Raw genomic sequence first — 25,597 nt, forward strand, 5'->3', positions numbered from 1 at the left:
TTATGTTTTTAAGCCACGGAGTCACCAGTAAAGACAATCTTTAATCCAAATCAAGCGAAGTATCTTTTCTAAATACTTTCAAGACAATCAGATAAACAATGCCAATTCCGAGCCATACGAATCCTAGCTGTTTAGATAGTGGGTCGAGAGAAATCCACACATAGCCGATGATGATGAACCCGATTAATGGCAGCACAAGGTGCTTGAAGTAATCTTTACTCTTTTGCTTCTTGATAAAATAAATGACAACGGATGCGTGAAGGAACAAGAATGCTGATAATGCACCGAAGTTTACGACGGATGCCAGGGCACCGATGTGTGAAGCAAAGAATGCTGTTACAAGCAATGAGATTACTGCAACAAGCAGGGTGCTCACGTATGGTGTTTTGAATTTCGGGTGTACTTTGGACAGGATCTTTGGAAGCTTTCGGTCACGTGCCATGCTGTATAGGATACGGGAAATAGCGGCTTGGGCTACAAGAGCGTCTGCAATTCCCCATGCAATGGCTGTTGCAATAATCGTTGTCCATTTTAACCATGGACCGCCTGCAATCTCGGCAATTTGATAGAAGGCAACATCAGCATTTTCAAATGATGTATAATCTGGCCAGATCAACGCGGCTACCCATGTTTGAACGATGAACAGGACGCCGACTACTAGTAAGGAAAAGACAATAGCTTTACCAATTGCTTTACTGCCGCCTTTTGATTCCTCTGCCAATGTAGAAATGGCATCGAATCCTAAAAAGCTCAGTACGGCGATTGATACAGCTCCCATTACAGTACCCATGCTAAAATTATCTGCATCGTATAAAGGTTTAAAGGTAAACTCCGCTCCGTTAACACCCTTCATAATAGCGAAAATGCCAACGGCTACAAATACCACAAGAACGATAAGTTCTAAAATAACAATGATCTTATTTGCTTTGGCGGTAAATTCTATTCCCAGAACGTTTACTACTGTGTTGATTGCGATGAAAACCACGAGCCAAAGTAGAAGCGGTATTTCAGGAACGATATCGTGCAATGCAGCAGCACTGACTAAGTAAAGGAGTGCAGGAACAAAAATATAATCCAAAAGGATGAGCCAGCCCGCTATGAATCCAACAGAATCATTAATCCCGCGCTGTGCATATGCGTAGACTGAGCCTGCGATAGGGAAGGCCTCGGACATTCTAGCATAGCTTAAAGCTGTAAAAATCATCCCAACCATCCCGATGAGATATGCGAGGGCAACCATTCCGTTCGATCCCTGAGCTACAGCACCATAAATGCCGAATGGAGCGATCGGAACCATGAAAACTAGTCCGTAGATGAGCAGGTCCCAAAATGTTAAAGAACGTTTTAATTCTTGCTTATATCCCATGTTAGTCTGGGTTTGTGTTGTTTTTGAAAGTTCAGCCACAGTTTATTCCACCCCTTTGTTAAAAAGTTCGATATTGTAGGCTTCAAGGATGGATCTTGGCACAAAGAATCTTGCTGTCTTAAGAGGATCGACAATTTGGCTGATCTGGGCTTGGCCCGCTGCACTCATTAGCATCGTAAACTCTGCTAAAGATAGATCTGTCTGCGGCTGTAATAAATCGATCATCTCTTCTACAGCTACATTAGCTGCTTCATCCAATAATTCTTTCGAAACAAGAGTGGCAACGCCTTCTTCATTTTCCAAGACTGGATAATTCAAGCTGTATCCTTTGATCACTTCCAAAGTCACTTTTACTTTCGCGGGGATTTCAATACCAGAAACGCTGATTTCTCCGTCACCCATCGCTGCATGCAGGTCACCTAATGCGAAGAGTGCTCCTTCCTGAAAGACAGGGAAATAGAGGGTAGCGCCTGTAGTAATTAATTTTGTGTCCATGTTCCCGCCGTGTGGCCCTGGAGTACCGTTGTTAACCGCGTCTCCTTCAGGAGCAACGCCGATTACACCAATCATTGGGTTGAGGGGCAAGGAGATTTTTTCATTAAAAACGGCTTTTCCATCTTTTACAGGGATGATCTTCACTTCAAAATCTTTCAAACGATGTCCCATAACGCCGAGTTCAGGACCTACTACCATGACACCTTGAGTTCCTAATCTGATGTCATCAATCGTTACTTTTAAAATATCTCCTGGTTGAGCGCCCTCTACAAATACTGGTCCTGTTGCAGGATTGATTTGATTCCAGTCAATTGCGTTGAAGGTCGTATCTTCAGATGTAATCTGATCCTGGAAACAATCAAACGTTTCGATTTCGACTTGAGTGCCAGACTTCACTGTAAGAGCAGGCTCATTGTTTTTATCCATAGCATAAATATATGTTTGGGTTGATAACTGTGCAGTCATCGATTCGCCTCCTTAATCTTTTGTATTTTCTGAATACTTAAAATTCTAAATGTTATCGATTCGATATGTTTGCATAATTTCAATCTCTTTTTACAGGATTTTATCTATGTTTGAAAGATTTTGAACCTCGAGACGATCATCTGCACGATAAAAGAAAGGAGGGCGGATATCGGTGCGATCACCCAAATATTATCAATGCTGGCATTCATCCATAAACCGGTGATTCCCATCAGCCCAACAATTAGATTGTATTGCTTTTGGTGAAAGCTCCCTTTGAAGTAGGCAAAAATAAAGGGGACGCCCGCAGACGAAAAGAAAGATACAAAGTAGGGGAGCCATGCTTTGATATTAGGAGATAGCCAGACTGCAGAGAATCCTGTCATGATGGATAATATTATTCCTGCTAAATATGCTTGTTTTAATAATTGATGTGAACCCAGCTGTGTTTGTTGTCTGGATTTGGCATACAAAAATAGACTCACAAGTGAATAGAGTGAATGACCAGTTCCTATAGCCAGCATCGCAATCACAATATAGATGATAATATGGGACAATAAGCCGTTTATTTGCACCAATTGGGACAATGGCAATGCCTTAGATTGGACAACGATGTAAATCGTTAAAACGGCAAATGCTAACGATAAAGCAGCCCAAGAAAATAAAGAAAATCTTAGTGCTGACAAACGATGATTTGATTTTACATTATTAATAGAAGACCAAAAGGAAAAACTCGTCAGGGTATGGCCAAGCATGATAAAAAGGAAAGTCAAAAAGAATAATCCGTTTTCTGTAAAACCTCCCGTGAAAATCCCGTTCAAATAATAGTTGAATTGCTCATAAACCAGCCCGATACCTGTGCGTAGATAGAGTGTAAGCGCAGTAAAGGAAACGACGAAAAATATCGCAAATGAAAGCAAGGTGCCAATTTTGTTGACGCCATAATTTCCACCTAAGCCAAATAAAATAAATCCAAAGCTGAGGAAAAGAAAAACACCCAGGATGGGGGAATGATGAAATAAATCGCGAAAAATAATGGCAACCAGGGATGTGTGAATCAAAAAGCTTCCAAGGCTTGAAAAAGCGAAAATCAAAAGGTAATAAGGTGTTGCTTTCATTGAAATGTCTAGCTGAAACGGGAAGACTTGATTCAGCAATTCCTGGCTGGACGTCAATTTCACCAGCAAAAAATAAAGAAGGAAAGGGACTGTGCTCAAAATAAAGAAGCTGGACAACCCTCCTTTTTCAGTCAGGATAAACGGAAATAGGAAGGTTGCCCCAGATAGGAATTGAGTGAGCAATGAGTAGGTCCCTTCACTAAGCCCCATTTCTTTGCCTGGGTTCATGTAATCATAAATCGTTCGATGGCTGCCAATCTTTTCGAGAAAAAGAATAACGAGAGTAAAAGCAATGAATATCAGTAAGTACCAATCAATCATGAATGTTTCTCCTTAAATTGGCTTGGGGTGATTCCTTCGATTTTTTTAAATAAATTACTAAAGTGATGCTGGCTTGAAAACCCTACTTCTTCAGCAACCTGTAACAGACTCCATTCAGGATGATTAGTCATAAGCTGCTTGGCCTTTTGTATTCTAAAATTCGTAATATAATCGGTGAATTTGACTCCTGTCACTTCGGTGAATTTTTTACTCAAATAAGTCGGTGTGACGAACACCTTTCTCGCAAGATCAGTCAGCTGAAGTTTTTGACCATAATCCTCATGCACAATGTCCAGCACCTTGTTGATCAGGACAGATTTTGTTTCCATATAAGCATTCTTGGCTAAAAAATCCTCAATCACTTTGAGCAGTTCTTTTTCAATAACGGGTTTGACTAAGTAATCGAGAACATCCAGACGAATAGCTTGCTTTGCATAGCTGAAATCCTGATAAGCTGTAATGAGTACGACCTCTGTATCGTAATCATTTGTCCTTAGATATTCACAAAAATCCAAGCCGGTATCACCTGGCAGCTGAATATCGACAAAAGCAAGCGGAAAAGAGTGGGTCTTTAATAATTGCCTTGCTTCAAACGCATCCTCTGCCGTAAAGATGTCCCAGTTAGGGTATTGTTTCTTTACCAAATACGAAAGCTGTTCAAGCTCTAATGGTTCATCATCGATCATTAATAGTTTCATATTGTCATTCCCCCGGAGTATAAGGCCAGACTGCTTTTACTTCTGTCCAGTCCTGCTTTCGTTTCATTGAGACCTCTGTATATAAATCAAAAAGCAATTCCATCCGTTTGCGGATATTTTCCATTCCCGTCCCATCCCCATGGGTACTGATTCGTTCCAGGTCATTCTCACCATTATCCGTTACCTTTAAAATGACCCAATTACCATCCCGGCGGAGGTCAATAATCAAACGTTTTTCACCACGTTTGTTTTCCAGTCCGTGCTTGAAGGCATTTTCAACGAATGTCTGCAGAGTATAGGGAGGGAGCAAGGCATGAAGTGCGTTTTCATCAATCGAGAAGGCTATTTCAAGCTTTTGTCCAAAACGTAATTGCTGGATGGCTAAGTAGTTTTTCGTATGTTCCAATTCACTTTCAAAAAGAACAAGCGAGGTTTTGTCTTTATTTTGATATCTTAAAAATAATGAAAACTTCTCCATCGAATGAATGAGATCTTCATTACGATTTAATCGGGCCAATGACATCATGGCATTTAAACTATTGAATAAGAAATGCGGACGAATCTGCTGGCTAAGCTGTAAGTACTCCATCTGGTGCAGCTGTGTTTCTAGCTGGATCTGTTTATTCTCCATCTGCAAATAATCGAACTCTTTTTCCAATAGCTTCAGAATGCTTAGCATGACTAATGCAATAATAGGGAGAAGTAAGCATAGAAAGATGATAACCGAGAATATAGATGCGGCGCTAATCATAATTGATTCATCCTTTTTACTGGATTTAGCATGTTCCTATCAGAATAAGATTTAATCTGCAGAGACTCATTTAAGAAGTGATGCTGTTATTTTTATCTATATTACTCTTTTTTCTGGATGTGGTACAACCTATCATATAGGTGCAAATGTTTAATGAATCTGAAACTATTTATAAATTTTTCCAGAATCATTGTATAATACAAACTATCCACATTTTACATATAAAGAGAATTGAAGATAGACAGGGGGAGAGCGAAAATGGAATTATGGAATGTCTATGATCAATACAGACACATAACAGAGCGGATTCATGAACGCGGAGTTGAGATGAAGGACGGGGATTATCATATTGTTGTCCATGTTTGGATCTTGAATGACAAAGGACAATTCCTCATTCAAAAGAGGCAGCCGTGGAAAAAGGGCTGGTCGGATATGTGGGATTGTTCGGCTGCAGGGTCGGCCATTCTTGGGGACTGCAGTGAACAGGCTGCGGTCAGGGAAGCTAAAGAAGAGCTTGGAATCGATCTGGACATCGCTAGCGGGGAAAGGCTGTTTACAGTGAAATTCTCCTGCGGCTTCGATGATATCTGGCTGGTCAGGCAAAATATTGCGATTGAAGATTTGATTCTCCAGGAAGAGGAAGTAGCTGACGCTAAATGGGCAAGTGCGGACGAAATTAAGGATATGATCGCTGCTGGCGAATTCATTCCGTATGCTTATATTGATCTGCTGTTCCAGATGGCTCAATTACCAATATCCCTGATGAAGGCATCAAGCGAGGATGCTGAAGAATTGCTGGAGCTGCAGAAGGAAGTGTTCATGCCGCTTTATGAAAAATACAACGACCACGAAACAAGCCCAGTCACGCAGACAATGGAGAGATTTTTAACCCGGTTTGAGCGCGGGGATTATTACAAAATCACCTATGAGGGCCAATTGGCAGGAAGTGTGAATGTCTATCAGAAAACCCCGGGGCTAATGAGGCTTCATATCATTAATATACGCGATGCTTACCAAAACAAAGGCATTGCCCAGGAAGTGATGACACGCCTGGAGCTCATGTATCCGGAGGCAGAAGCATGGGAGCTGGGTACGATTCTGTCCGAGGAGCGGAATTGCTATCTGTACGAAAAAATGGGCTACAAACAGCACGGTGAGCTTAAGGTCATCAACGAAAAAATGACCCTAGTCAACTACCGCAAAGAGAAAAAGATAGCAAGATTACAGAGTCTTTAACACATTAAAGCGCCGGGGGTCTGACCCCCGGCGCTTTAATGTGTTAAAGTATTGTTATTTTATGCCTTTCATGTAGCCTTGGATTTTAGGAGCTAGCATGAACAGGATGATTCCCAGGACGATGGATGCTCCACCGATTGTTCCGAAGTATGTCATTTCGGTTTCTGGTGAGTAGAATTTAACGATTTGCGCGTTGATTGCTTGTGCTGCGGCACTTGCAAGGAACCAAAGGCTCATTGTTTGTGCTGAGAATGCTGCAGGCGCAAGTTTCGTTGTTGCTGACAGACCAACTGGGGAAATCAGCAACTCACCGAATACAACGATCAGATAGCTTAGAACAAGCCAGATTGGGCTAACCAATGCATCTGTACCTGTTAAATAACCAGGGATTAAGATGACTAGGAATGACAGACCAGCGAAAATCAATGAGAAAGAGAATTTCTTCGGTATTGATGGCTGGCGGTCACCCATCTTCACCCAGAATCCTGCAAAAATCGGTGCAAAGATAATGATGAATAATGGATTCAATGATTGGAAGAATGCTGGTGAAATTGTCATGCCAGCGAATTCTAATTGCGTACGCTTGTCCGCATAGTTAGCAAGGATTGTTGAACCCTGCTCCTGGATTGCCCAGAACATTACTGCTGCAAGGAATAGCGGGATGTATGCAAGTACCCTTGAACGCTCAACCTCTGTTGTTTTAGGGCTGCGGTACATCACGATGAAATAGATTGTCGGAATGACAATACCAAGAATCGTCACAATGTTGATAAAGCTTTCGAATGTTAAAAGTCCAGCTGGAACCAATACTGCTACAAGGATGGCTAAGACAACAAGCCCAATGCCAATCCAAGTGAATGTTTTCTTCTTTTCTTCTGGTGATAATGGATTTGCAACCATTGTACCTGCAAGGCCAAGGTTCTTTTTCTTTGTAAGCATGAAGACTACAAGTCCGACGAACATACCGATTGCAGCAATCGCGAAACCATAGTGGAAGTTGAATTTGTCAGATACTGCTCCAACGATTAGCGGTGCTAGGAATGCACCTGCGTTGATTCCCATGTAGAAAATCGTGAAACCTGCATCACGGCGCTGGTCAGATTCGCTGTACATCTCACCCACAACGGTAGAAACATTCGGCTTCAGCATTCCTGTACCGATTACGATCAAGACCATTGATACGAAGAACATTGAAACGCTGCCAGGAATCGCAAGGGCGATGTGTCCAAGCATGATCAATATTCCACCGTAGAACACGGCTTTAGAGGTACCGAAAATTCGGTCAGCTAGCCATCCGCCAATGATTCCGGACATATAGACTAGTGATCCGTATATGGACATGATAGAAAGCGCTAACGTTTCATCAAGTCCTAATCCACCTTTAGATACTTCATAGTACATGTAATAAACCAGGATGGCTCTCATTCCATAGTAAGAAAAGCGCTCCCAGAACTCAGTGAAGAAAAGTGTGAATAATCCCTTTGGATGTCCAAAGAAACCTTTTTGCGGAACACTATCCACAATTTTCTGCCTATTAAAGTTTGACATGTTTTTCCCTCCCTATTTTCTTATACTAGAATACTGATAACAGTATGAATTGTCAAAAACAATATTAGGAAATACCCCCTATAACCTTTGAGAAATATAGGTTTTTCATACTTTCATTTGATAAAAAAAGTTTATTTAAAATTATTCAATTTATATGAAAAGTATGAAAAGTTAGGTAATTTATGGTATGTATTTCCATTAGGCCGGCCCAATAGTGTTTACCCAAAATTCAATAAAGCAAACTAGGAATCCAGAGATTATTCATTAGGTGACTGGGTATGCATACTATATAGGTTAAATTAACTATTCAGGAGGTAAGTCAATGAAGGACAATTATGGAAGATTCGGTCTGATGGTTTTGACCTCGACGATCATCATGCTGATTCTTATGTATTTTAATACGTATAGTTTGGATCATGTTTTCTTTAGTGAAACGAGGTTTTACATGGCCCTTCTCATGGGAGCCGTAATGGCAATCGTCATGCTTGCTTTTATGCAAAAAATGTATACCAATAAGAAAGTGAACCTTGGCATTTATTTGGGCAGTGCCATCGTCATAGCTGTTTCTTTATTCCTTGTCCGCAGCCAGGTGACTGTAGATGACGAGTCGTGGATGAAGGCGATGATTCCCCACCATTCCATAGCGATCCTGACTAGTGAGCGTGCGAACATCGAGGACCCGCGTGTCCGCAAGCTTGCAGACGGGATTATCAAAACACAGCGAAAAGAAATTGCAGAAATGAAGGCATTGATTAAAGATCTTGAAGAAAACGAAGATTAACTGCATGTAAAAAGAGAGCCTGATCCTTTTGTGGATGAGGCCCTTTTTACGGCTAAGGAGGAAACCATGCATTTAATGAAGAATATCGATAAGGAGAAAAAAATAGATGGAGAGAAATTGATGAATACAAAATTAATTTTAGTAGAGGGTCTTCCTGGTTCAGGGAAGTCCACAACAGCCAAGCTGATACAGGAAATCCTTACGGAGCAGAATGTAAAGGCTGAGCTATTCATGGAAGGGAATCTGGATCATCCAGCAGATTATGAAGGCGTTGCTTTTTTTACCGAAGAGGAATTCGCACATCTTCTTGAAGCAAACAAGGGTCTCAGCCAGATTTTTCAGGAAAAAGTGATTGTTAAAAGAGGACGCAGGCTGCTTCCATATATGAAAATCAAAACGGAATTAGGTGACGAGTTTCCTGACAAGCTTCTGGAGGAGGTTTCGAAAAAGGATGTGTACGAGCTTCCGCTTGAGGAAAACATCGCCGTGATTGCGGAAAGCTGGGAAGAGTTCGCGAAACAAGCCGATGCTAATGACTTGGTCTATATTTTCGAGTGCTGTTTCATCCAGAACCCGGTTACGGTCGGGATGATCAAATATGGAGCCCCAGATGAAATGTTGATTCATTATGTGAAAAAGCTGGCTGACGCTGTGGGAGATCTCAATCCGTTGCTGGTATACGTCAAACAGGAAGACATTGATCAGTCATTCCGAAAGGCAGTAACCGAACGGCCAGAGGATTGGTTCAACGGATTTGTCCACTATTACACTGCTCAAGGCTACGGTTTGAAAAATGAACTGAATGGGCTTGATGGCACAATCGAAGTGCTAAAGGCGAGACAAGAATTGGAGTTCAAAATCCTGGAGCATTTGGATATGACAAAGGTGATCGTTGATAACTCCCGATTCGAGTTGGAGCAGCATAGGGAGGGGCTTGAGCAGATATTGATAAACGAGTGTTAAGTTAGAAGGACCTTCATTTTAGTGGAAGTAGTTCAGATAATGTGAACGAATAACAATCAAAATAGCAAGTAAAACAACATACTGATTAAACTAATTATCACAAAGTAAATTATCTCATAAAAAAAGCTAAGCACAGTTGCTTAGCTTTATTTCATTGATCTGTTATCAAGTCGATAAAAATTAACTTTGTTATTGAATAACCAAAATTCTAAAGATATGTTTCTTTTCTTATCTACAAAACCGATAATATCTGCACCTTGCTCTGTGCGAAAATAGTAGTTATCTCCATATGCTTGAACAATAGCCTTCTTTTCATCGCCAATTTTTATTCATTTAGCCGTTTTTAAATTACTGGCAGTTACAATAAATCTGGTGATTTTGTCTTCATTATTAACTGCTGCCTCAATTCCTTTAGTTAGTTCAAAGTAGTCATAGTTTTCAACATCACGACTTCGTTCTGTCCTCTCCCCATACTTTTCAGATATTTTTTTGCTGTAAAAGTCATCATTTACAAACAATCCATCAACATTTTCATTGCCTAAATTAGTGCTGCTTGCAATTAAATGATGATATGAACGAGGGAAGCTCTGATCTATTGTAAAGGCAAATAGCAAAAGAACAGCTCCGATTGCAGCTGCAAAAATAATAACTCGTTTCATAGAAAACTCCTTGATAAAATGATGGTAGTAAGATGATTTTACCATAATTTTCAAAAAAGTTATTTGATTAAATAACTTAACAGATAACTAGCACCCTTCCCTAATTGACAATAGGTCTCTTTTTTTACATAGAAGGAAATTCAAGATCTATAGAGAACATTAGATATTAAAATGATGCGGTGGTGAGAAGGATGAAGGGGTTTGAGTATAAAGCGTATGATGGGCTGGGTCTGGCAGAACTGGTGAAGCGCAAGGAAGTCCAGCCGGGGGAATTAGTTGAAGAGGCAATAAAAGTAATGGATACACTGAATCCGAAATTGAATGCAGTTATTAACAAGTTGTATGACAAGGCGCTTAAAGCGGCGGATGCTGAACGAACAGGTGCTTTCGCCGGGGTGCCAATGCTGCTGAAGGATATCTCGCAGGAAATTGAAGGAGAACCCATCACGGCGGGGTCGAAGGCCTTTTTAACTTACAGGGCAAAAACGGATTCTGAATATGTACGGAGATTGCGAAAGACAGGAGCCGTGTTCCTTGGCCAAACGAATGTCCCTGAATTTGCGCTGGTGGCATACACGGAGCCTGCTCATTATGGTCCGACTCGTAACCCGTGGAATCTTGATCATACACCGGGCGGTTCTAGCGGCGGATCAGCTGCTGCGGTGGCATCGGGAATGGTACCGATTGCCGGCGCTAATGATGGCGGAGGCTCGATTCGGATTCCTGCGGCCTATTGCGGCTTGTTCGGTTTAAAGCCAACGCGGGGCAGGACGCCAGTTGGCCCGAACTATGGACGAGCGTGGCAAGGCGCTTCAGCTGAACATGTGCTGACCCGGACGGTTCGTGATAGCGCGGCGATGCTGGACCAGCTGCATGGCCATGAAAAAGCAGGTGCATTCTCAATTCCGGTTTTTGAAGGCAGCTACCTCCAGGCTGCGAGCACTCCGTTGGATAAAAAGCTGATGATTGCTTACTCGGTCACGTCCCCAATCGGTACGGAGGTCCACCCTGAATGCCGGGAAGCAGTTTTAAAGACTGTCAGATTGCTAGAATCGATGGGACACCATGTGGAGGAGAAGGATGCCCCAGTCGACGGCAATAAAATAGCCAAGAGCTATTTAACCATGTACTTTGGAGAAACCGCAGCTCTTTTATCTTCATTAGAGGAAGTCCTCGGACGAAAAGCCACACCATCTGATGTTGAGCCCACAACCTGGCTGTTAGGTCTTCTTGGCAGAGCGACATCAGCGGAGGAATTTGTCCTAAGCATCAGGGAGTGGGATAAGGCGGCTTATCAATTGGAAAATTTTCATGAAACTTATGATTTTTACCTGACACCGACCACGGCCTTTCCACCTGCTCGAATTGGAGAGCTGGAACCGACATCAGCGGAAAAATTCTTAATTAATACAGTTGGTAAAATGGGGCTCGGCGGAATGCTGAAGAAGGCAGGGATCGTTGACCAAATCGCCCAGAAGAATCTCGCCCGAACGCCATTCACTCAGCTCGCCAACCTGACAGGGCAACCCGCCATGTCCATGCCGCTGCACCTGACAGCAGAAGGCCTTCCAGTCGGAGTGCAGGTCATGGCGGCTAGAGGACGGGAGGACTTGCTGCTGCAGCTGGCTGGTGAACTTGAACAGTCCGCACATTGGGTGGATGTGCAGAAGAATCCGTTGTTTTAGAAGGTTTCTTTATTTTCCTGAGGAGAAAAGAGCGTAATAAAAAGGAGGCAGCTTGGATACGCTGCCTCCTTTTGTAATTGGGACAAAGGGGTTACCTTCGTAATTCTTATAGTTTGAAATAGCTGATCGCATTCTTTAAGTCGGTAATTTCATCATTTAATGCTGTAGCTGACTGTGTGACGACTTGGATTGCGTTTTGTTGTTCTTCCACTGAAGCTGTAACCTCTTCTGTAGAAGCTGCAGTTTCCTCGCTGATGGCTGCAATGTGCTCAATTGAAGTGGTGAATTGCTCTTTAACTGCAGTAAGACCCTGCATTTCTTCATTGACTTCCTCGATTGCTTCATAAATTTTATCAATCGAGCGTGCAATCATGTTAAATGCAGCTTCGGTACCTGCTACGGCATCGCTTTGTTCCCTTACCGTCTCAGCTGTTTTTTCCATCTCTTTGTTAACGATACTTGTTTCATTTTCTATTCCTGTCAGTGTTGATCGGACTTTTTCTGTTGCGGAAGATGTTTGTTCAGCCAGCTTTCTCACTTCTTCGGCTACGACGGCAAACCCTTTTCCGTGTTCACCTGCTCTGGCGGCTTCGATACTTGCATTTAATGCAAGTAAATTGGTCTGGGCTGAAATTTCATTGATCGTTCCAAGGATGGATTCGATTTCCTTTACTTTATTTAAAAGCCCGGTGATGACTTCCTGAACCCCATTGATCAATAGTTGACTGTGCTCGGAAGTCGTTTTAAGCTGTTCAACAGAACCAAGGCCAGTTGTATTGGAATTCTGTACATCTTTCGAAGCATACAACATATTCTTGTTTTTTGATTGTAAACTTTCAATTTGTGAAGCTAATAAAAGGGTGACTTGGTGTGTTTCTTCTGTCTCGGTTGCTTGTTGAATGGAACCTCTGGATATTTCTTCGATCGCTCGGCTGATTTCTTCGCCGGATGCGGTTGTTTCTTCGGAAATGGCGCTTAGGTTCTCAGAGGTGAGGCCGATTTCGGATATAGATCCATCTACCTTACCGATTAACTGCTTTAAACTGTTCACCATCAGAGAAAATCCGGTTACTAAGTGGCCAATCTCATCGCTGCGTTTTAACTCTTTTAATTCGATAGCGAGATTTCCATGGGCTACTTCTTTCACTTGATTTGTAACCGCAATAATCGGGTCGGCTAGATGCTTTGAAAATAAGTACGTGATAATGCTTCCAATCAATAGCGCACCGCCAAGTGTGATGGCCAGCAAAGTCAGCAAATGGGTGGCGGCAGCGTTGAAATCCATCTTATAGGTTCCGGCACTGACAATCCAGCCCCAATTTGGTTCCAGCTCATTATAGGTTACCTTTTCAGCTACTTTGTTCGGGTCATCAGGCAGAGCCCATTTATATGAATAAAATCCACCACCGGATTTTCCAATCTTGATTTGTTCCTGGACGATAAGATTTCCATCGATGTCCTTTGTTTCCCAAACATTTTTCCCTTCAATCGTCGGGTGGGCGACTTCAAGTCCTTTTTCATCGTACACAAGGAAATACCCGTTTTCACCCAAGTCTACGGGGCTGTCAATCTTCCGTTTCCCGTCACCGATTTCGTGGCCGATCAGATAAGTTTTGACTCTTTCCTGTGCTTCTTCTAATGATAAATTTCCTGCTTTTACTTCCTGATCAAGTGAATCGATCATTTGGATGGCCATCTCGACCCCGTTTTTGAGGTTGGTCTGGCCTAATTCATTCAGACTGTCTTTGGCGGTGACGTATCCGACGATTCCAATAATAAGACTAGGGACGGCGAGCAATAACAACGACATACTAATTAACTTGAGTTTAAGCGACTGCATCTTGTTGATTCTCCTTTGAGGCTGTAATATACCGATCATACTTCCGTAAAGTCGATGGTAAATATATCGTCAGGTTTCTGGGAATTGTTATAGCCATCTCAAGAAAGTTGCAAAAGTAAATTAGATAAAGACCAGAATTTTTAATTGTCTCTTATTAAGTTTAGTCGAAAACCATTTTTTTCCTGTCCATTTTACAGCTAGAGAATCAATCTAGGAGTAATACATAATTGCTAATGCCGCAAAAGAGTCTGACCAGAAAGTGGCTTATGATTGGAGTCACGAATCATATGTATTGGAGTGTGGGTGCCAATACATGATTGGAGGATTTTTGATGATGAACTCATTAAGTCCTTCGCAAAAAAAAGCAAGGGATGAATCCCTCGCTTGTGTTTACGAATTTACCGTTTTCCTCATACCATCGCAAAAGCGACCCGCTTGATTCCAAAATAATCCCTCGTTTCTAGGACGATTTTCTCTTAATCAAACGTTTGATTAAATTGCGATGAAACCATGGCAGTGTTGCATTTCCTCGTTATCCCTCTGAAAGTTTTCCTTTCCTATCAGCACCAGACGATCACCCTATTAGGAGTCGTTTGCGCCGGAATACTGAAAGTCGAAGCTCCATATATAACAATGAGATTTCGGTTTGCGGGATTGCCGGTGAACCGCTGTCCGTTTGTTAATCGCAATCTTGTCGCTGGTGCCAGGTTCAGCTTGAGCATGCCATCGCTGCTAACTAGCTGACTGTTGAAAAAATCGACTTTTACATTTTGATTTTGAGTTTCTTTTACCATCACAAGCGCCCGATATTGCGGCGGATAAATGAGCGGTACCGGAGCGTTTCCGTCATAGTATCCGGTCACCCGGTCGCCAACCCTCACCATTGCGTGATCGACAAAATAAGTATTTGGTTCAATCACAAAATTAACCATATTCCCATTCCCGTTATCTACAGACATTAGCTTATAACAGCCTGATTGGTCATTGGCGGTTGTAAAAAAATCACCAATATTGGTCACGATCCCGCTGAAAAACTGAAATTTTACCATTCTTGTACCACCTTCACGAATAGACTCATGCCTATACAGATTATTCAATTGCGGGAGCCATTGTGACACATTGGCTTGTTAGAATTTCTTTCAGTCGGGTAAAACAAAGGAAAAAGGACTGGTAGTATGGCGTTTGATTACGACCTTGATTTTGAAACAATTGATTTTCGGAAGCAGCCGGAACAGTACCGGGTGGGCCGCGGGGAGCAGGGTGTACTGCTGGTTGAGCCCTATAAAAGCGAAATCCTGCAACATTGGCGTTTCAAGACTCCTGATATCGCCACGGTGTCATCTGAAAAAATCTATCAGATGTTTCTCGATTATAAAGATAAAAAGGATTTCGTCGGCATGGACATGGCGCGGAAGTTCCTGCAAATGGGCTATACACGAGCCCGGCGCTACACGAATTATAAGGGCGGCAGGAAGTATGATGAAGACGGCAAGGTGAAAGAACGCCAAATCGATCCGGTAAAAGCGAAGTCCGCAGCGATTTTCATGGATAAATGGAAGCTGGCCAGGACGGATGAAGATTATCTTAGGATGAAAAAAGAACACCAGAAAAACTATGGATAAAAAATAGCCTAATCCGCAGAAGGGGTTAGGCTGTATCAGATTGTAGACACAACTAAATAACAAGGCTGTCTACAAGCCTTGTTATTTAGTTGTATCTTTATATTTATAGAAGCTCTTATGACCATTCAGCAGAAAAACATTACAATGAGTGGTCATTATAAGGCCCCTTATGACCATTCAATGGGGAAACATTACGACGAGTGGTCATTATAAGGCCCCTTATGACCATTCAGTGGGGAAACATTACGACGAGTGGTCATTATAAGGCCCCTTATGACCATTCAGTGGGGAAACATCACGATGAATGGTCTTTACAAGGGCTCTCATGATCATTCAGGTTAGGCTAATCCACAAAAGGAATTAGACATTTTTGTTTGATGACATTCTATAAAGAGTGGAGCCGAAAGAATGAAGCGGGTCAAGCTCCTTTTCCAGGGTTAATCTGGAGCCACTTCGTAGCGGTGATGACTGTACCTTCTTCCGGAGAGGATTGGACGGTGAAATCATCCATCAGCCTTTTCGCGCCAGGGAGGCCTGACCCCAAGCCGCCCGAAGTCGTGTATCCATCGATCATAACTTTCGGAATATCCATGCCTGGTCCTTGATCTGCTGCAGTGATCTGCAAGCCTATTTTGTCACCGGTGTGGATAGAGGAGATGTAGATTTGGCCTTTTCCGGCGTATTTGTATATATTCCTGGCCAATTCACTGATTGTAACGGCTATTTTAGCCTGGTCAGATAAATTGAAACCGAGTTGCTTTGCTGCGCTTTTTCCCTGGGAGCGCGCTTCGATAATATCCCATTCATTCAGAATCCAGACGCAGTCCTGTCTATTCATGTATCCACATCACATCCTTCTGACTTGTTCATTATAGTTGAATTGGAAAGGATAAGGACAGTTTTCGAGAAGTTTTGGATTATTATTTAAAATATCCATCGTTATAAATGCGTAAACTTTCATCAAAAATAAGCCTGACCAAGCTGCCCGATCAGGCTTACTTTTGATGACTGAAATAGGATTTAATGTTTCCTGAGCTGAACTCAGAATAAATAAAATGGATAAAAAAATAGGGCCGGTTGCTCAACCGCCCCCAACAATATTTAGTAAGTATTCTTCCTTTTTTCAATCTTTCCAAAGGTGCTGCCATGAATGGCTTTTAGTACTGGTTCTGATGCAAGGAAATCGTGTGGGAAACCAAGTTCAATTTTGCTTGCTTCATTTAATAAATTCAAGTGTGTATCCGATAGCTTGAATTTCAGGCTGTCTAGATTTTCCTTCATTTGGTCCTCACGTTTTGCGCCAATCAAAGGAATGATTGTTCCGGACTGCTGGCGCACCCAGTTCAATGCTACCTGGGCGGGAGATGCCTCCAGTTCTTTTGCGATCTCTTCCACTACAGTCGCGATGGCACGGTTATGTTCATTCAGTCTTGCGCTTTGCGGAGACAGTCTGCCTTTTTCCGCTGAGGGTTTGTTGTATTTTCCTGTTAGTGCACCGCCTGCCATTGGTGCCCAGGCAGTCACGCCAAGATCAAGTGAACTGGCCATAGGGAGCAGGTCCCTCTCAGGTGTACGCTGCAGCAAGTTGTACTCAACCTGCAAGCCGATAAATGGTGTCCAGCCACGGAGTGTGGCAAGCATATTCCCTTGAGAAACGATCCATGCAGGCGTGTCTGAAACACCGATATAGAGGATTTTACCTGAACGCACCAGGTCGTCCAAGCCTCTCATCACTTCTTCGATCGGTGTCATGAAGTCCCATGCGTGCAGCCATAGTAAATCAATATAATCAGTGTTTAATTGCTTTAAGCTCTTTTCTACCGATTGAACTAGATTCTTACGATGGTTGCCCCCTCCATTAGGATCATCAGGAGAAGTATTCAAGGTGTACTTTGTTGCTATGACGAATCTTTCACGATTGTCGCGAATGAATTCGCCGACGTACTTTTCGATTGTTCCGTTCGTATAATTGACTGCCGTATCAATGAAATTCCCCCCGGCCTCAACGAAGGTATTAAAGATCTTCTGGCTCTCCTCTTTTGAAGCGCCAAAGCCCCAATCTTCTCCAAAGGTCATTGTTCCCAGTGCTAATTCTGAGACCCGCAGGCCGCTTCTTCCCAATAGTTTATAATTCATGAGCAAACTCCTTTCATCACCTTAAAATGATGCTTTTAGTTGTTCCACAAGTCTTTCCGCGCTTTCTTGAACTTCATCACTGGATAGGAAACGAACGCCCTGTACAGTAAACGTTGGCAAGAAGCGCATGCCTGTCAGGTTTGCCATTGCCTGGAATGGCTTTGTCAATTCACTCATGCTGTATTGATTATATCCGCCAGCCTGGTAGGCAGCTTCTGGACCGCCTGTTGAAATGGCCAGCATAAACTCTTTCCCATGCAATTTTGTTCCTTGTGAACCATATGCCCAGCCAAATGCAAGCACAGCATCCTGCCATTCTTTTAATAACGCAGGGCTGCTGTACCAGTAGAACGGAAATTGGAATACGATCCGGTCATGCTCAAGAAGGAGCTGTTGTTCACGTTCAATGTCAATCTTGCCATCAGGATATGCTGCGTACAATTCATGTACCGTAATTTCGCTTTCTTCCTGGCGGAGCCTTTCAACCCACGTACTGTTGATTGTTGAACCTTCCATGTTTGGGTGTGCTGCGATTACTAAAGTTTTCATTTAAAATCTTCTCCTTATGTTAAAAATATTTGTACATGCAAATGATAGGGCGGAAACAGACGAATCAATTGTATATAGAACGGGTGAACAAAAAACAGTTGTGCATGCAAATGAAAAGACGTAAAAATGACGGTTCCATTGTACATATAAATGGTGAATAAAGAACAGTTGTACATACAAATGAAAGATTAAAAAAAAGAACTATAGTTCTTTTTCCAATTTGACGCTCGCTTCGTGCAGCATTTTACTTAGATCCAGGCTGAATTCACGCCCTAATATCTCTGAATAACTATGGAAAAGCTCCTTTAATGAGAGACGGAACTGTGTGTACACTTTTTCTCCATCCTCAGTCAAAGAGATGAAGGTTTGTTTGCCATTGACCTTCCGATTGACAAGCTTTAACTTCTCCAGCTTATCAATGAATCTCGTGCTTGTGGAAGGTGCGATCGATAGTTTATGACACAGCTCTTTCTGAGTGATTTCCGGATGGAATTTCACAACCATGATCATATAGAGATAGGAGGGAGCAAGTTCACCAATTTCAAAATTCTGTTCTGCCATTTTGGTCATGTTGCGAGCAAAGCGACTTGCGGTAAAATATAAACAATGAATGAGTACTTGTTCTTCTTCGTTCATGACCGACAGCCCTTCTTTCCTCTCATTTGCATATACAAATTAACATATATTTAAAAGAAATGCAATGATCATTCATCAAGATAAATGATAATGGATTCATATTCATCGTGAATAACGCATTGTAAAATTAAGAAGGGAGCTTAGGATTTCATAAAATCGATGGAGGTCCAGCACTTCTTCATGCTGATCCCATTCATTTGTGCATATAGGTCACCCCATTTGCACATTTCAAATAAGGTGGTCTGCAACTTTTTACCAAGCTCAGTCGTGGAGTATTCCACGCGATGATCTTCATATGAAGTTCGTTCGATAAGACCGTGAGATTCCAGTTCTCTCAGCTGCTGGGTCAGCATTTTCTGTGTGATGCCAGGTATTGAAGTTTTAAGCTCATTGAAGCGTTTGGTGCCTTCATTCAAGTTCCATAAGATCAGGACCTTCCATTTGCCTCCGATCAGGTCGATGACCAGATCAATCGCACAATCGTATTGTTCGTATAACTGTTTCATGAATGAATCCTCCAGGTTTCCAATTGGTGCCTTGTTGTGATGTGGTTCAGTATATATTATAAACCTTGTTAGCTAAAACTAGTTCTCGAAGGAGATGACAAATAGATGAAAGCATTGCTTTTACACGATAAAGGTCTTTGGAAAGAAATGAAGGTCGAAGAAATTCAAACACCACAGCCAGGTGAAGGTGAATTATTGATTGAGGTTCATGCCGTCGGCTTGAATCCCGTTGATTATAAGACAGCGACAAATGGCAATCCGAATTGGACGTACCCTCATGTCCTTGGGCTGGATGTAGCAGGCGTGGTTGCTGAAACTGGTGATGGAGTCACTCGATGGAAGAAAGGTGATCGAGTGGTATACCACGGAAACCTGTTGAAAAAGGGAGGATACGCAGAGTACACAATTGCCCAGGCTCATGCTGTTTCCCGTATTCCTCAGGAAGTCAGCTTTGAAGATGCCGCCGCTATCCCTACAGCAGGATATACGGCGTATCAGGCACTCTACAGAAAGCTTCCTTTCGATCAAATTGAGTCAATCGTCATCCATGGCGGTGCCGGCGGGGTAGGAGGCTTTGGCGTCCAATTGGCCAAGCTTGCCGGTAAAACGGTTATTTCCACAGCGTCCAGTTCAAATCATGAATATGTTAAGTCATTAGGAGCTGACTATGTCATTGATTACACAAATGAAGATGTTGTTGCTCGGGTCATGGAGATTACCGGAGGGCATGGTGTAGACGCCGTGGTCGATGCCGTCAGCAGGCAGAGCTCGACAGCCTCACTGGACATGCTTGGCTATATGGGACATATCGTGTATATTTCCGGCCCACCAGAATTCACAAAGATCCCAGGATTCACAAAAGTACCTTCCTACCATGAAATCGCACTGGGTGCTGCCTATCAACACGGCGGCTTGAAAGCTGAGAAAGACCTTGCAGTGATGGGCGATGCGATGCTGAGCCTGATGGCAGAAGGCAAACTAACCTCCATGCTGAAAGAAGTCATTCAACTCGAGGAAGTTCCTGCAGCATTAGAACGTTTAGCGGAACGCCATGTTAAAGGAAAGATCGTAGCGAAGGTAAAATAATACGGTTCTATCCGTGAACTTTAGTTGCCAGCATAATCTATTTAAGAAAATACAACCCATACGAAGATAAGCAAGAAGACAAGCCGCCATTGAGGACGGCTTGTTTTTTTCCTATATAAAAAAAGAAAGAAATTCATGCATATAAGAACATTCAAAATTGTACGGCATCCCTAAAACTAGTACGATTGTAATAGACAATGAAAATAAAGGTAATTTTAGTAGAGCTAATTAAAAAGAAGAGGATGACAGCGATGTTGATGAGTACTCCGGTAAAAAGCACACAGGTTTTTGAGGACGGCGCTGTCTTGGCTGCCATAGAGACGTCACTAGCGATGATCGAATTTGATACGAATGGACAAGTGCTCTGGGCGAATGAGAACTTTGCCCGGACGATGGGATATCGTGTGGAAGAAATGCCTGGCCTGCTGCACAAACAATTTTGTACAGAAGAATTTGCAAGCAGTCGGGCATACCAGGAATTATGGAGGAATTTGCGCCAGGGCAAGAGCTTCCAGGAAAAAATCCAGCGTGTTACAAAACGCGGAAACCTTCTTTGGCTAGAAGCCACCTATACACCGGTTTTTGATGCGACCGGTAAGATGGCCGGAGTTGTGAAAGTAGCGACTGATATCACGGAACGGGAAATGAATACAGGCAAAGTAGCGGCCCAGCTGCAACAGATGTCAGAGGAGCTTAGCGACAGAGCGGAAAAGGGGATTAATAGGAGTGAAGAGGCGGCACTGGCTACGAGCAAGCTTGTTGAAGAATCGAAAGAAAACCTGGAAATCCTCGAATCATTGAAATCCCAGGCTAAATCGATTGGCAGCATCGTTCAGACCATCCGGGAAATTGCAGCCCAAACCAATCTATTGGCTTTAAATGCAGCGATTGAAGCAGCACGTGCAGGTGAACACGGTCGAGGATTTAACGTAGTCGCGGGAGAAGTCAGAAAGCTCGCAACTCGAGTCCAAGATTCCGTCCAGGAAGTCAACTCCCACATCGAAGGTATATCCGGCGAAATCAATAAAATCAGTGATGCTACCATCCGCTCCCAGTCCGGCATCTCTAATAATCAGGTACTCAACGAACAGGCCGTAAACACCTTTAAAGAAATAGGAAGTGCAGCCCGCCAACTGGATGAACAAGCTAAAGCTTTTAAAGAAATTTTATAGGTTAAATTAGTCATGGTTTTGATAGAGAGAAACCCTACTTCAATACTCGCACATGCCAAAGAATGGTCCTCACCTGCGATCAGTCAGGAATTCAATGTAGTGTGGGAATTGATTCTTACTGGAATATCAAATTAATACTTTAACAGGAAACACCGAAGCGATTCAGTTTATGCTGATTTGTTTCGGTGTTTTTTATTGGCTGAAATAAAGGAAAAGGATATTCGAGGGAGAATTATTTGCTTGTAGAAACAACTGGATTCACGATGGGAGACTCGGTGATGAATATTCTCGGGTTTTTTTTCATTTCTATAATTTTTAATTTAATTTTTAATAAAAAAATTTAAAGGCTAAATCTTTTTCCAAAAAATCTCGTTAGCTTATCGGAGGTGAGGATATGACCGATCAGGAATTGATTGCTGAGGTGTTAAACGGCAGCAGGGCGAGCCAGGAAGTCCTTGTAAGACGGCATTATAAGCTGGTATACGGCTTTTTGTACCGGATGGCCGGAGATAAGGAACTCGCGCTGGACCTGACTCAGGAAACATTCATCAAGGTGTTGAACAATCTATCAAAATACAGGGGATCCGCGGAATTCAAAAGCTGGGTTCTGACAATCGCCAGCAACCATGCGAAGGATTATTTCAAAAGCAAGGCTCACAAAAATAGCCGCAATACATATGAACTCCAAGACCGGGATGCGAAAACGGAAAAGAGTGTATCCTCTATTTTTGAAAAAAATGAAAAGCGTAAAGAAATCAAAGAGGCTCTTGATGAGCTGCCGGATTTCCAGCGTGAGGCAATCCTGCTGAAATACTACAATGATTTAAAAATATCCGAAATCGCCCGGGTGACCAATGCGACGGAGTCAACGGTCAAATCCCGGCTGAAACAGGGGCTTGGAAAGCTGAAACTATATTTGAACAGGGGTGAGATGGATGAACGAAACACCAATTGATTATGACGTAAAAGAATATCTCGATTCCTATAAAGTTGATTTTCCGAATGAAGATGAGATTGAAGCTTCCATTGAGTTCATCATGGCGCAGGTACCTGTAAAAGAAAGGAAATCTGCCATACTGGCCAGGAAAGCTAAAGTGTTAGTGATGAACAGCTCACGCGAACTGATGAATTTCAGCTGGCTGTTCTGGGGCTTAAACGGATTATTCCTGCTGCTGGGAGTCATCAGCCTTCTGAATGTTCATTTCAACCCATATATGACCGTATTCGCACTTGCGCCACTGCCATTTTTCACAGGCATTTTTGAAATCCTCAAAAGCAAGGATGAGGGGCTGGTCGAACTGGAGCTGACATTGAAATATAATGCCCAGCAAATCCTGACCTCAAGGCTGCTGGTGGTCGGGTTCTACAACTTCGCTGTGAACATCGTCATCTCTGCGATTACAGTTGCTGTATATCCAGAAGTTTTGTTCGCAAAGCTTTTTCTAGCCTGGACCATTCCGTATGTATTTGTAACAGGAGTGGCGTTCTTCATCGCTTTAAAGACGAAAGGGATTGTCGCAAGCGGTTCGACCATCGCCATCTGGTTTGTTTTTTGCTACGGGGGCCTGATGAACCCGGAAGTTACTGAGTTTATCCACGAAATAAACCTATTTCCGGCAGCTGGATCGGTCCTGCTGGGAATCGTTATCTGGATTGCTATCATTGTAAATGTTAGAAAAATCGAGATTGGGAGAGAGCGTTATGAAGCTTAAAATAGAAAATGTTACGAAGGTATTTGGCGAAAAGCATGCTGTCGATGGTGTAACGGTGGAGCTGACGAATGGCGTGTATGGATTCCTTGGAGCGAACGGTTCAGGAAAAACAACACTCATGCGCATGCTTGCTGCAGTATCAAGGCCGACCACGGGAACGATTACCCTTAATGGAGAAGAAATAGGCAAAATGGGCGACCGTTACCGCGACCTGCTCGGCTATCTGCCGCAGCATATCGGCTATTACAAGCATTTTACCGTTGAAAAGTTCCTTTATTATATTGCCAGTCTAAAAGGTCTGGAAAAACATGCGGCTAAGGAAAAGGTGACGGAGCTGCTTGAAACGGTCAATCTGACGGAAAAAAGAAAAACAAAGATGGGGAAGCTCTCAGGTGGGATGAAGCAGCGCGTCGGCATTGTTCAGGCGCTGTTGAATGATCCGAAAATCCTGATCGTCGATGAACCGACAGCGGGTCTGGATCCAAAGGAAAGAATCCGCTTCAGGAACCTGCTGGCGGCGATTGCAAAGGACCGGATCGTTCTGCTGTCCACTCACATCGTTTCTGATATTGAATACATCGCCAAGGAAATTTTAATCATGAAGAACGGCAGACTGATTGAAAAAGATACGCCGCAAAACCTGATCCACTATATTCAGAAGAAGGTATGGTGTGTCACAGCCGGAGAAGCGGAAGTTCCTGTTTACCAATCAACCTTTAAAGTTGGCAATATCTCAAGACAGCCTGAGGGGATTGAGCTCAGAATCATTTCTGAGGAAAAACCAGCAGCCAATGCCGTCAATGTTCCTGTGAACCTTGAGGATCTCTATCTCTATTATTTTGACGAGGAGGTAGGAGCATGAGTTTGATTAAGTGGGAATTGACGAAGATTTTTAAGCAGAAGAGCCTGTATTTCGTGGCATTATTCTTGTTTGGGTGGTTTACTCTTGTTCTTTTTACAAATATGCATGAAACAACGGTCACCCGTGAGGTGTTTAATGAGTGGGAAGGTCCAATCACAACAGAGAAACTAGCTGCTGCCGAAAAATTGAACGCTGAAGTGAATGAATTTTTTTCAAAAGAAAATGCGGTAAATGAGCGAAAAAGCGCAGAGGCTGGTTTAACGGAAACGATTGCGATGTCCCAGAATATTGCTTCGACGATTAAGGAGCGTGAGGATGACCTCAATCAACTGATCAAAAATGCAGAGGCGAATGGGAACCATTCGTTGGCCGCCAAGTTGAAATTGCAAAAGGACATGTACAATGAGGTTAAAATCAATAAAATTTCTTATTATAAAGCGCCTCAGGAAGCAGTCGATTTCGTCAATGTGTTCGGACTCATTTTAACGGGAGCCTTTCTGCTGATTGGCTTATGCGGCATTTACTCAAATGAGCATGCCTCAGGAGTCGAGAATTATATCCTCAGCGCAAAGAAAGGCCGGAAAGCGACAATGCAGGCTAAGCTGATGGCAGCGTCTATTTTTGCGGTTGCAGTAGTTGTGTTATGGGAGGCGTTCAACCTGATATCCAGGACGGCCGTGTACGGAACAAAGGGCTGGGATCTGCCAATTCAGTATTCCTTCAAATACTTTTTCTCTCCATACAGCCTGACTTTCATGGAGTACCATATCATCCAAATCGCTCTTCATATACTCGCTGCGATTGCCTTTGCGGGGCTGATTGTCCTTGTATCGACCCTGTCAAAATCAACGGTCATCTCATTCTTTGTTTCCGGATTCCTATTCGGAACGCCGATCCTCGCGCAAAGCATCATGAACGTTGAAACAATATGGGTGAACAAAATGCTCACTTTGACTCTTACGAACATCATGAAAGTAGAAGAACTGTTCATGAACTTCATCTCCTACAATGTGTTTGGCTATCCAATCCTCGCTCCTTATGTGGGAATAGCGATCGCGGTGGCTGTACTGGCTGGCGCTGCCGTTTTAGCTGTGGTGCTGATTGAGAGAAAACAAATCGTTTGATGGAAACTGAGAGGGTTGGGGCCCTCTCAATTTTTTTGGAGTAAAATTGTCAGATCTCTTTCAGGAAACGAGTAATCAAATGGCCGCAACCAGTGAAAAAATCAGTCTAACCGTTAATAAAACTGCTCCAACCGTTAATAAAACTGTTCCAACCGTAGATAAAATTAGGTCAACCGTAGATAAAACTGAGCTAACCGGTGAAATCACCCATTCGTCGAATCAGCTGGGTGAAGACCACTATGAAAAATGACTCTTTACTAGCAAAAATT

26 protein-coding genes are annotated in these 25,597 nt (G+C 42.8%); 12 read left to right on the top strand and 14 right to left on the bottom strand.

The window, feature by feature from the left end; all coding sequences use genetic code 11:
- Positions 1–40 precede the first annotated feature (40 nt).
- The 5 genes from AABM38_RS03340 to AABM38_RS03360 form a co-directional block, all read right to left on the bottom strand.
- Positions 41–1,366: an APC family permease gene (locus AABM38_RS03340; RefSeq protein ID WP_423410637.1), complete on the bottom strand. Its 1,326-nt coding sequence runs from the start codon at positions 1,364–1,366 to the stop codon at positions 41–43.
- 42 nt (positions 1,367–1,408) lie between these two features.
- Entirely contained in the window at positions 1,409–2,326 is a 918-nt protein-coding gene (locus AABM38_RS03345) for an acetamidase/formamidase family protein (RefSeq protein WP_423409128.1), read from the bottom strand.
- 104 nt (positions 2,327–2,430) lie between these two features.
- On the bottom strand, positions 2,431–3,762 hold the full coding sequence (locus tag AABM38_RS03350) for a hypothetical protein (RefSeq protein WP_423409129.1): 1,332 nt from the start codon (positions 3,760–3,762) through the stop codon (positions 2,431–2,433).
- Positions 3,759–4,460, bottom strand: a complete 702-nt coding sequence (locus AABM38_RS03355) for a response regulator transcription factor (RefSeq protein WP_423409130.1) — start codon at positions 4,458–4,460, stop codon at positions 3,759–3,761. The genes AABM38_RS03350 and AABM38_RS03355 overlap by 4 nt, the downstream gene beginning before the upstream one ends.
- Before the next feature lie 4 nt (positions 4,461–4,464).
- Entirely contained in the window at positions 4,465–5,211 is a 747-nt protein-coding gene (locus AABM38_RS03360; protein ID WP_423409131.1) for a sensor histidine kinase, read from the bottom strand.
- 258 nt (positions 5,212–5,469) lie between these two features.
- Between AABM38_RS03360 and AABM38_RS03365 the strand changes: the two genes are divergently transcribed.
- Positions 5,470–6,447, top strand: a complete 978-nt coding sequence (locus AABM38_RS03365) for a GNAT family N-acetyltransferase (protein WP_423409132.1) — start codon at positions 5,470–5,472, stop codon at positions 6,445–6,447.
- A 54-nt stretch (positions 6,448–6,501) separates the two neighbouring features.
- On the opposite strand, the gene AABM38_RS03370 is transcribed toward AABM38_RS03365, so the two are convergent.
- Positions 6,502–7,995 carry a peptide MFS transporter gene (locus AABM38_RS03370; RefSeq protein ID WP_423409133.1) on the bottom strand — a complete coding sequence of 498 codons (1,494 nt, stop codon included), beginning with the start codon at positions 7,993–7,995 and terminating at the stop codon, positions 6,502–6,504.
- Between the two features lie 322 nt (positions 7,996–8,317).
- Between AABM38_RS03370 and AABM38_RS03375 the strand changes: the two genes are divergently transcribed.
- Both AABM38_RS03375 and AABM38_RS03380 read left to right on the top strand, forming a co-directional pair.
- A complete protein-coding gene (locus AABM38_RS03375) occupies positions 8,318–8,776 on the top strand; it encodes a DUF305 domain-containing protein (RefSeq protein WP_423409134.1) in 459 nt (152 codons plus the stop codon).
- Positions 8,777–8,896: 120 nt separating this feature from the next.
- Positions 8,897–9,739 carry a hypothetical protein gene (locus AABM38_RS03380; protein WP_423410638.1) on the top strand — a complete coding sequence of 281 codons (843 nt, stop codon included), beginning with the start codon at positions 8,897–8,899 and terminating at the stop codon, positions 9,737–9,739.
- Between the two features lie 329 nt (positions 9,740–10,068).
- Here the strand turns inward: AABM38_RS03380 and AABM38_RS03385 are convergent, their stop codons facing one another.
- Complete coding sequence (locus tag AABM38_RS03385; RefSeq protein ID WP_423409135.1) at positions 10,069–10,398, bottom strand: hypothetical protein; 330 nt, start codon at positions 10,396–10,398, stop codon at positions 10,069–10,071.
- 191 nt (positions 10,399–10,589) lie between these two features.
- On the opposite strand from AABM38_RS03385, the gene AABM38_RS03390 reads away from it, so the two are divergent.
- Positions 10,590–12,083, top strand: coding sequence for an amidase (locus AABM38_RS03390; RefSeq protein ID WP_423409136.1), 1,494 nt, complete (start codon positions 10,590–10,592; stop codon positions 12,081–12,083).
- 106 nt (positions 12,084–12,189) lie between these two features.
- Here the strand turns inward: AABM38_RS03390 and AABM38_RS03395 are convergent, their stop codons facing one another.
- Both AABM38_RS03395 and AABM38_RS03400 read right to left on the bottom strand, forming a co-directional pair.
- Positions 12,190–13,923 carry a methyl-accepting chemotaxis protein gene (locus AABM38_RS03395; RefSeq protein ID WP_423409137.1) on the bottom strand — a complete coding sequence of 578 codons (1,734 nt, stop codon included), beginning with the start codon at positions 13,921–13,923 and terminating at the stop codon, positions 12,190–12,192.
- Positions 13,924–14,483: 560 nt separating this feature from the next.
- A complete protein-coding gene (locus tag AABM38_RS03400; RefSeq protein ID WP_423409138.1) occupies positions 14,484–14,972 on the bottom strand; it encodes a hypothetical protein in 489 nt (162 codons plus the stop codon).
- 126 nt (positions 14,973–15,098) lie between these two features.
- Between AABM38_RS03400 and AABM38_RS03405 the strand changes: the two genes are divergently transcribed.
- Entirely contained in the window at positions 15,099–15,545 is a 447-nt protein-coding gene (locus tag AABM38_RS03405; protein WP_423409139.1) for a DUF4385 domain-containing protein, read from the top strand.
- Between the two features lie 418 nt (positions 15,546–15,963).
- Here AABM38_RS03405 and AABM38_RS03410 read toward each other — a convergent pair whose 3' ends face one another.
- The 5 genes from AABM38_RS03410 to AABM38_RS03430 all read right to left on the bottom strand — a co-directional run bounded on the left by AABM38_RS03410 (position 15,964) and on the right by AABM38_RS03430 (position 19,372).
- A complete protein-coding gene (locus AABM38_RS03410; RefSeq protein WP_423409140.1) occupies positions 15,964–16,383 on the bottom strand; it encodes an anti-sigma regulatory factor in 420 nt (139 codons plus the stop codon).
- Positions 16,384–16,646: 263 nt separating this feature from the next.
- Positions 16,647–17,681, bottom strand: a complete 1,035-nt coding sequence (locus tag AABM38_RS03415) for an aldo/keto reductase (RefSeq protein ID WP_423409141.1) — start codon at positions 17,679–17,681, stop codon at positions 16,647–16,649.
- Positions 17,682–17,702: 21 nt separating this feature from the next.
- On the bottom strand, positions 17,703–18,230 hold the full coding sequence (locus AABM38_RS03420; protein ID WP_423409142.1) for an NAD(P)H-dependent oxidoreductase: 528 nt from the start codon (positions 18,228–18,230) through the stop codon (positions 17,703–17,705).
- A 201-nt stretch (positions 18,231–18,431) separates the two neighbouring features.
- Positions 18,432–18,866: a MarR family winged helix-turn-helix transcriptional regulator gene (locus tag AABM38_RS03425; RefSeq protein ID WP_335378056.1), complete on the bottom strand. Its 435-nt coding sequence runs from the start codon at positions 18,864–18,866 to the stop codon at positions 18,432–18,434.
- A gap of 140 nt (positions 18,867–19,006) precedes the next feature.
- Positions 19,007–19,372, bottom strand: a complete 366-nt coding sequence (locus tag AABM38_RS03430) for a winged helix-turn-helix transcriptional regulator (RefSeq protein ID WP_423409143.1) — start codon at positions 19,370–19,372, stop codon at positions 19,007–19,009.
- Positions 19,373–19,477: 105 nt separating this feature from the next.
- On the opposite strand from AABM38_RS03430, the gene AABM38_RS03435 reads away from it, so the two are divergent.
- The 7 genes from AABM38_RS03435 to AABM38_RS03465 all read left to right on the top strand — a co-directional run bounded on the left by AABM38_RS03435 (position 19,478) and on the right by AABM38_RS03465 (position 25,578).
- A complete protein-coding gene (locus tag AABM38_RS03435; protein WP_423409144.1) occupies positions 19,478–20,458 on the top strand; it encodes a zinc-binding dehydrogenase in 981 nt (326 codons plus the stop codon).
- 251 nt (positions 20,459–20,709) lie between these two features.
- Positions 20,710–21,630: a methyl-accepting chemotaxis protein gene (locus tag AABM38_RS03440; protein WP_423409145.1), complete on the top strand. Its 921-nt coding sequence runs from the start codon at positions 20,710–20,712 to the stop codon at positions 21,628–21,630.
- A 394-nt stretch (positions 21,631–22,024) separates the two neighbouring features.
- On the top strand, positions 22,025–22,585 hold the full coding sequence (locus tag AABM38_RS03445) for an RNA polymerase sigma factor (RefSeq protein WP_423409146.1): 561 nt from the start codon (positions 22,025–22,027) through the stop codon (positions 22,583–22,585).
- Positions 22,566–23,342 (top strand): hypothetical protein, encoded by a 777-nt coding sequence (locus AABM38_RS03450; protein ID WP_423409147.1) that lies wholly within the window; start codon positions 22,566–22,568, stop codon positions 23,340–23,342. Before AABM38_RS03445 ends, AABM38_RS03450 begins: the two co-directional genes overlap by 20 nt.
- Entirely contained in the window at positions 23,332–24,204 is an 873-nt protein-coding gene (locus AABM38_RS03455) for an ABC transporter ATP-binding protein (RefSeq protein WP_423409148.1), read from the top strand. Before AABM38_RS03450 ends, AABM38_RS03455 begins: the two co-directional genes overlap by 11 nt.
- Positions 24,201–25,328: a hypothetical protein gene (locus tag AABM38_RS03460; RefSeq protein WP_423409149.1), complete on the top strand. Its 1,128-nt coding sequence runs from the start codon at positions 24,201–24,203 to the stop codon at positions 25,326–25,328. The genes AABM38_RS03455 and AABM38_RS03460 overlap by 4 nt, the downstream gene beginning before the upstream one ends.
- Before the next feature lie 46 nt (positions 25,329–25,374).
- Positions 25,375–25,578 carry a hypothetical protein gene (locus tag AABM38_RS03465; protein ID WP_423409150.1) on the top strand — a complete coding sequence of 68 codons (204 nt, stop codon included), beginning with the start codon at positions 25,375–25,377 and terminating at the stop codon, positions 25,576–25,578.
- Positions 25,579–25,597 lie beyond the last annotated feature (19 nt).

The organism is Heyndrickxia sp. MSNUG (assembly GCF_049532715.1).
GTDB lineage: Bacteria > Bacillota > Bacilli > Bacillales > Cytobacillaceae > Mesobacillus.

Excerpts from the sequence above, each read along its gene's own strand:
- AABM38_RS03425 (WP_335378056.1), bottom strand. The coding sequence starts at position 18,866 with ATGAACGAAGAAGAACAAGTACTCATTCATTGTTTATATTTTACCGCA.
- AABM38_RS03355 (WP_423409130.1), bottom strand. The coding sequence starts at position 4,460 with ATGAAACTATTAATGATCGATGATGAACCATTAGAGCTTGAACAGCTT.
- AABM38_RS03360 (WP_423409131.1), bottom strand. The coding sequence starts at position 5,211 with ATGATTAGCGCCGCATCTATATTCTCGGTTATCATCTTTCTATGCTTA.
- AABM38_RS03345 (WP_423409128.1), bottom strand. The coding sequence starts at position 2,326 with ATGACTGCACAGTTATCAACCCAAACATATATTTATGCTATGGATAAA.
- AABM38_RS03430 (WP_423409143.1), bottom strand. The coding sequence starts at position 19,372 with ATGAAACAGTTATACGAACAATACGATTGTGCGATTGATCTGGTCATC.
- AABM38_RS03400 (WP_423409138.1), bottom strand. The coding sequence starts at position 14,972 with ATGGTAAAATTTCAGTTTTTCAGCGGGATCGTGACCAATATTGGTGAT.
- AABM38_RS03375 (WP_423409134.1), top strand. The coding sequence starts at position 8,318 with ATGAAGGACAATTATGGAAGATTCGGTCTGATGGTTTTGACCTCGACG.
- AABM38_RS03340 (WP_423410637.1), bottom strand. The coding sequence starts at position 1,366 with ATGGGATATAAGCAAGAATTAAAACGTTCTTTAACATTTTGGGACCTG.
- AABM38_RS03410 (WP_423409140.1), bottom strand. The coding sequence starts at position 16,383 with ATGAATAGACAGGACTGCGTCTGGATTCTGAATGAATGGGATATTATC.
- AABM38_RS03460 (WP_423409149.1), top strand. The coding sequence starts at position 24,201 with ATGAGTTTGATTAAGTGGGAATTGACGAAGATTTTTAAGCAGAAGAGC.
- AABM38_RS03385 (WP_423409135.1), bottom strand. The coding sequence starts at position 10,398 with ATGAAACGAGTTATTATTTTTGCAGCTGCAATCGGAGCTGTTCTTTTG.
- AABM38_RS03395 (WP_423409137.1), bottom strand. The coding sequence starts at position 13,923 with ATGCAGTCGCTTAAACTCAAGTTAATTAGTATGTCGTTGTTATTGCTC.
- AABM38_RS03390 (WP_423409136.1), top strand. The coding sequence starts at position 10,590 with ATGAAGGGGTTTGAGTATAAAGCGTATGATGGGCTGGGTCTGGCAGAA.
- AABM38_RS03450 (WP_423409147.1), top strand. The coding sequence starts at position 22,566 with ATGAACGAAACACCAATTGATTATGACGTAAAAGAATATCTCGATTCC.
- AABM38_RS03365 (WP_423409132.1), top strand. The coding sequence starts at position 5,470 with ATGGAATTATGGAATGTCTATGATCAATACAGACACATAACAGAGCGG.
- AABM38_RS03435 (WP_423409144.1), top strand. The coding sequence starts at position 19,478 with ATGAAAGCATTGCTTTTACACGATAAAGGTCTTTGGAAAGAAATGAAG.
- AABM38_RS03445 (WP_423409146.1), top strand. The coding sequence starts at position 22,025 with ATGACCGATCAGGAATTGATTGCTGAGGTGTTAAACGGCAGCAGGGCG.
- AABM38_RS03380 (WP_423410638.1), top strand. The coding sequence starts at position 8,897 with ATGAATACAAAATTAATTTTAGTAGAGGGTCTTCCTGGTTCAGGGAAG.
- AABM38_RS03420 (WP_423409142.1), bottom strand. The coding sequence starts at position 18,230 with ATGAAAACTTTAGTAATCGCAGCACACCCAAACATGGAAGGTTCAACA.
- AABM38_RS03455 (WP_423409148.1), top strand. The coding sequence starts at position 23,332 with ATGAAGCTTAAAATAGAAAATGTTACGAAGGTATTTGGCGAAAAGCAT.
- AABM38_RS03405 (WP_423409139.1), top strand. The coding sequence starts at position 15,099 with ATGGCGTTTGATTACGACCTTGATTTTGAAACAATTGATTTTCGGAAG.
- AABM38_RS03415 (WP_423409141.1), bottom strand. The coding sequence starts at position 17,681 with ATGAATTATAAACTATTGGGAAGAAGCGGCCTGCGGGTCTCAGAATTA.
- AABM38_RS03370 (WP_423409133.1), bottom strand. The coding sequence starts at position 7,995 with ATGTCAAACTTTAATAGGCAGAAAATTGTGGATAGTGTTCCGCAAAAA.
- AABM38_RS03350 (WP_423409129.1), bottom strand. The coding sequence starts at position 3,762 with ATGATTGATTGGTACTTACTGATATTCATTGCTTTTACTCTCGTTATT.
- AABM38_RS03440 (WP_423409145.1), top strand. The coding sequence starts at position 20,710 with ATGTTGATGAGTACTCCGGTAAAAAGCACACAGGTTTTTGAGGACGGC.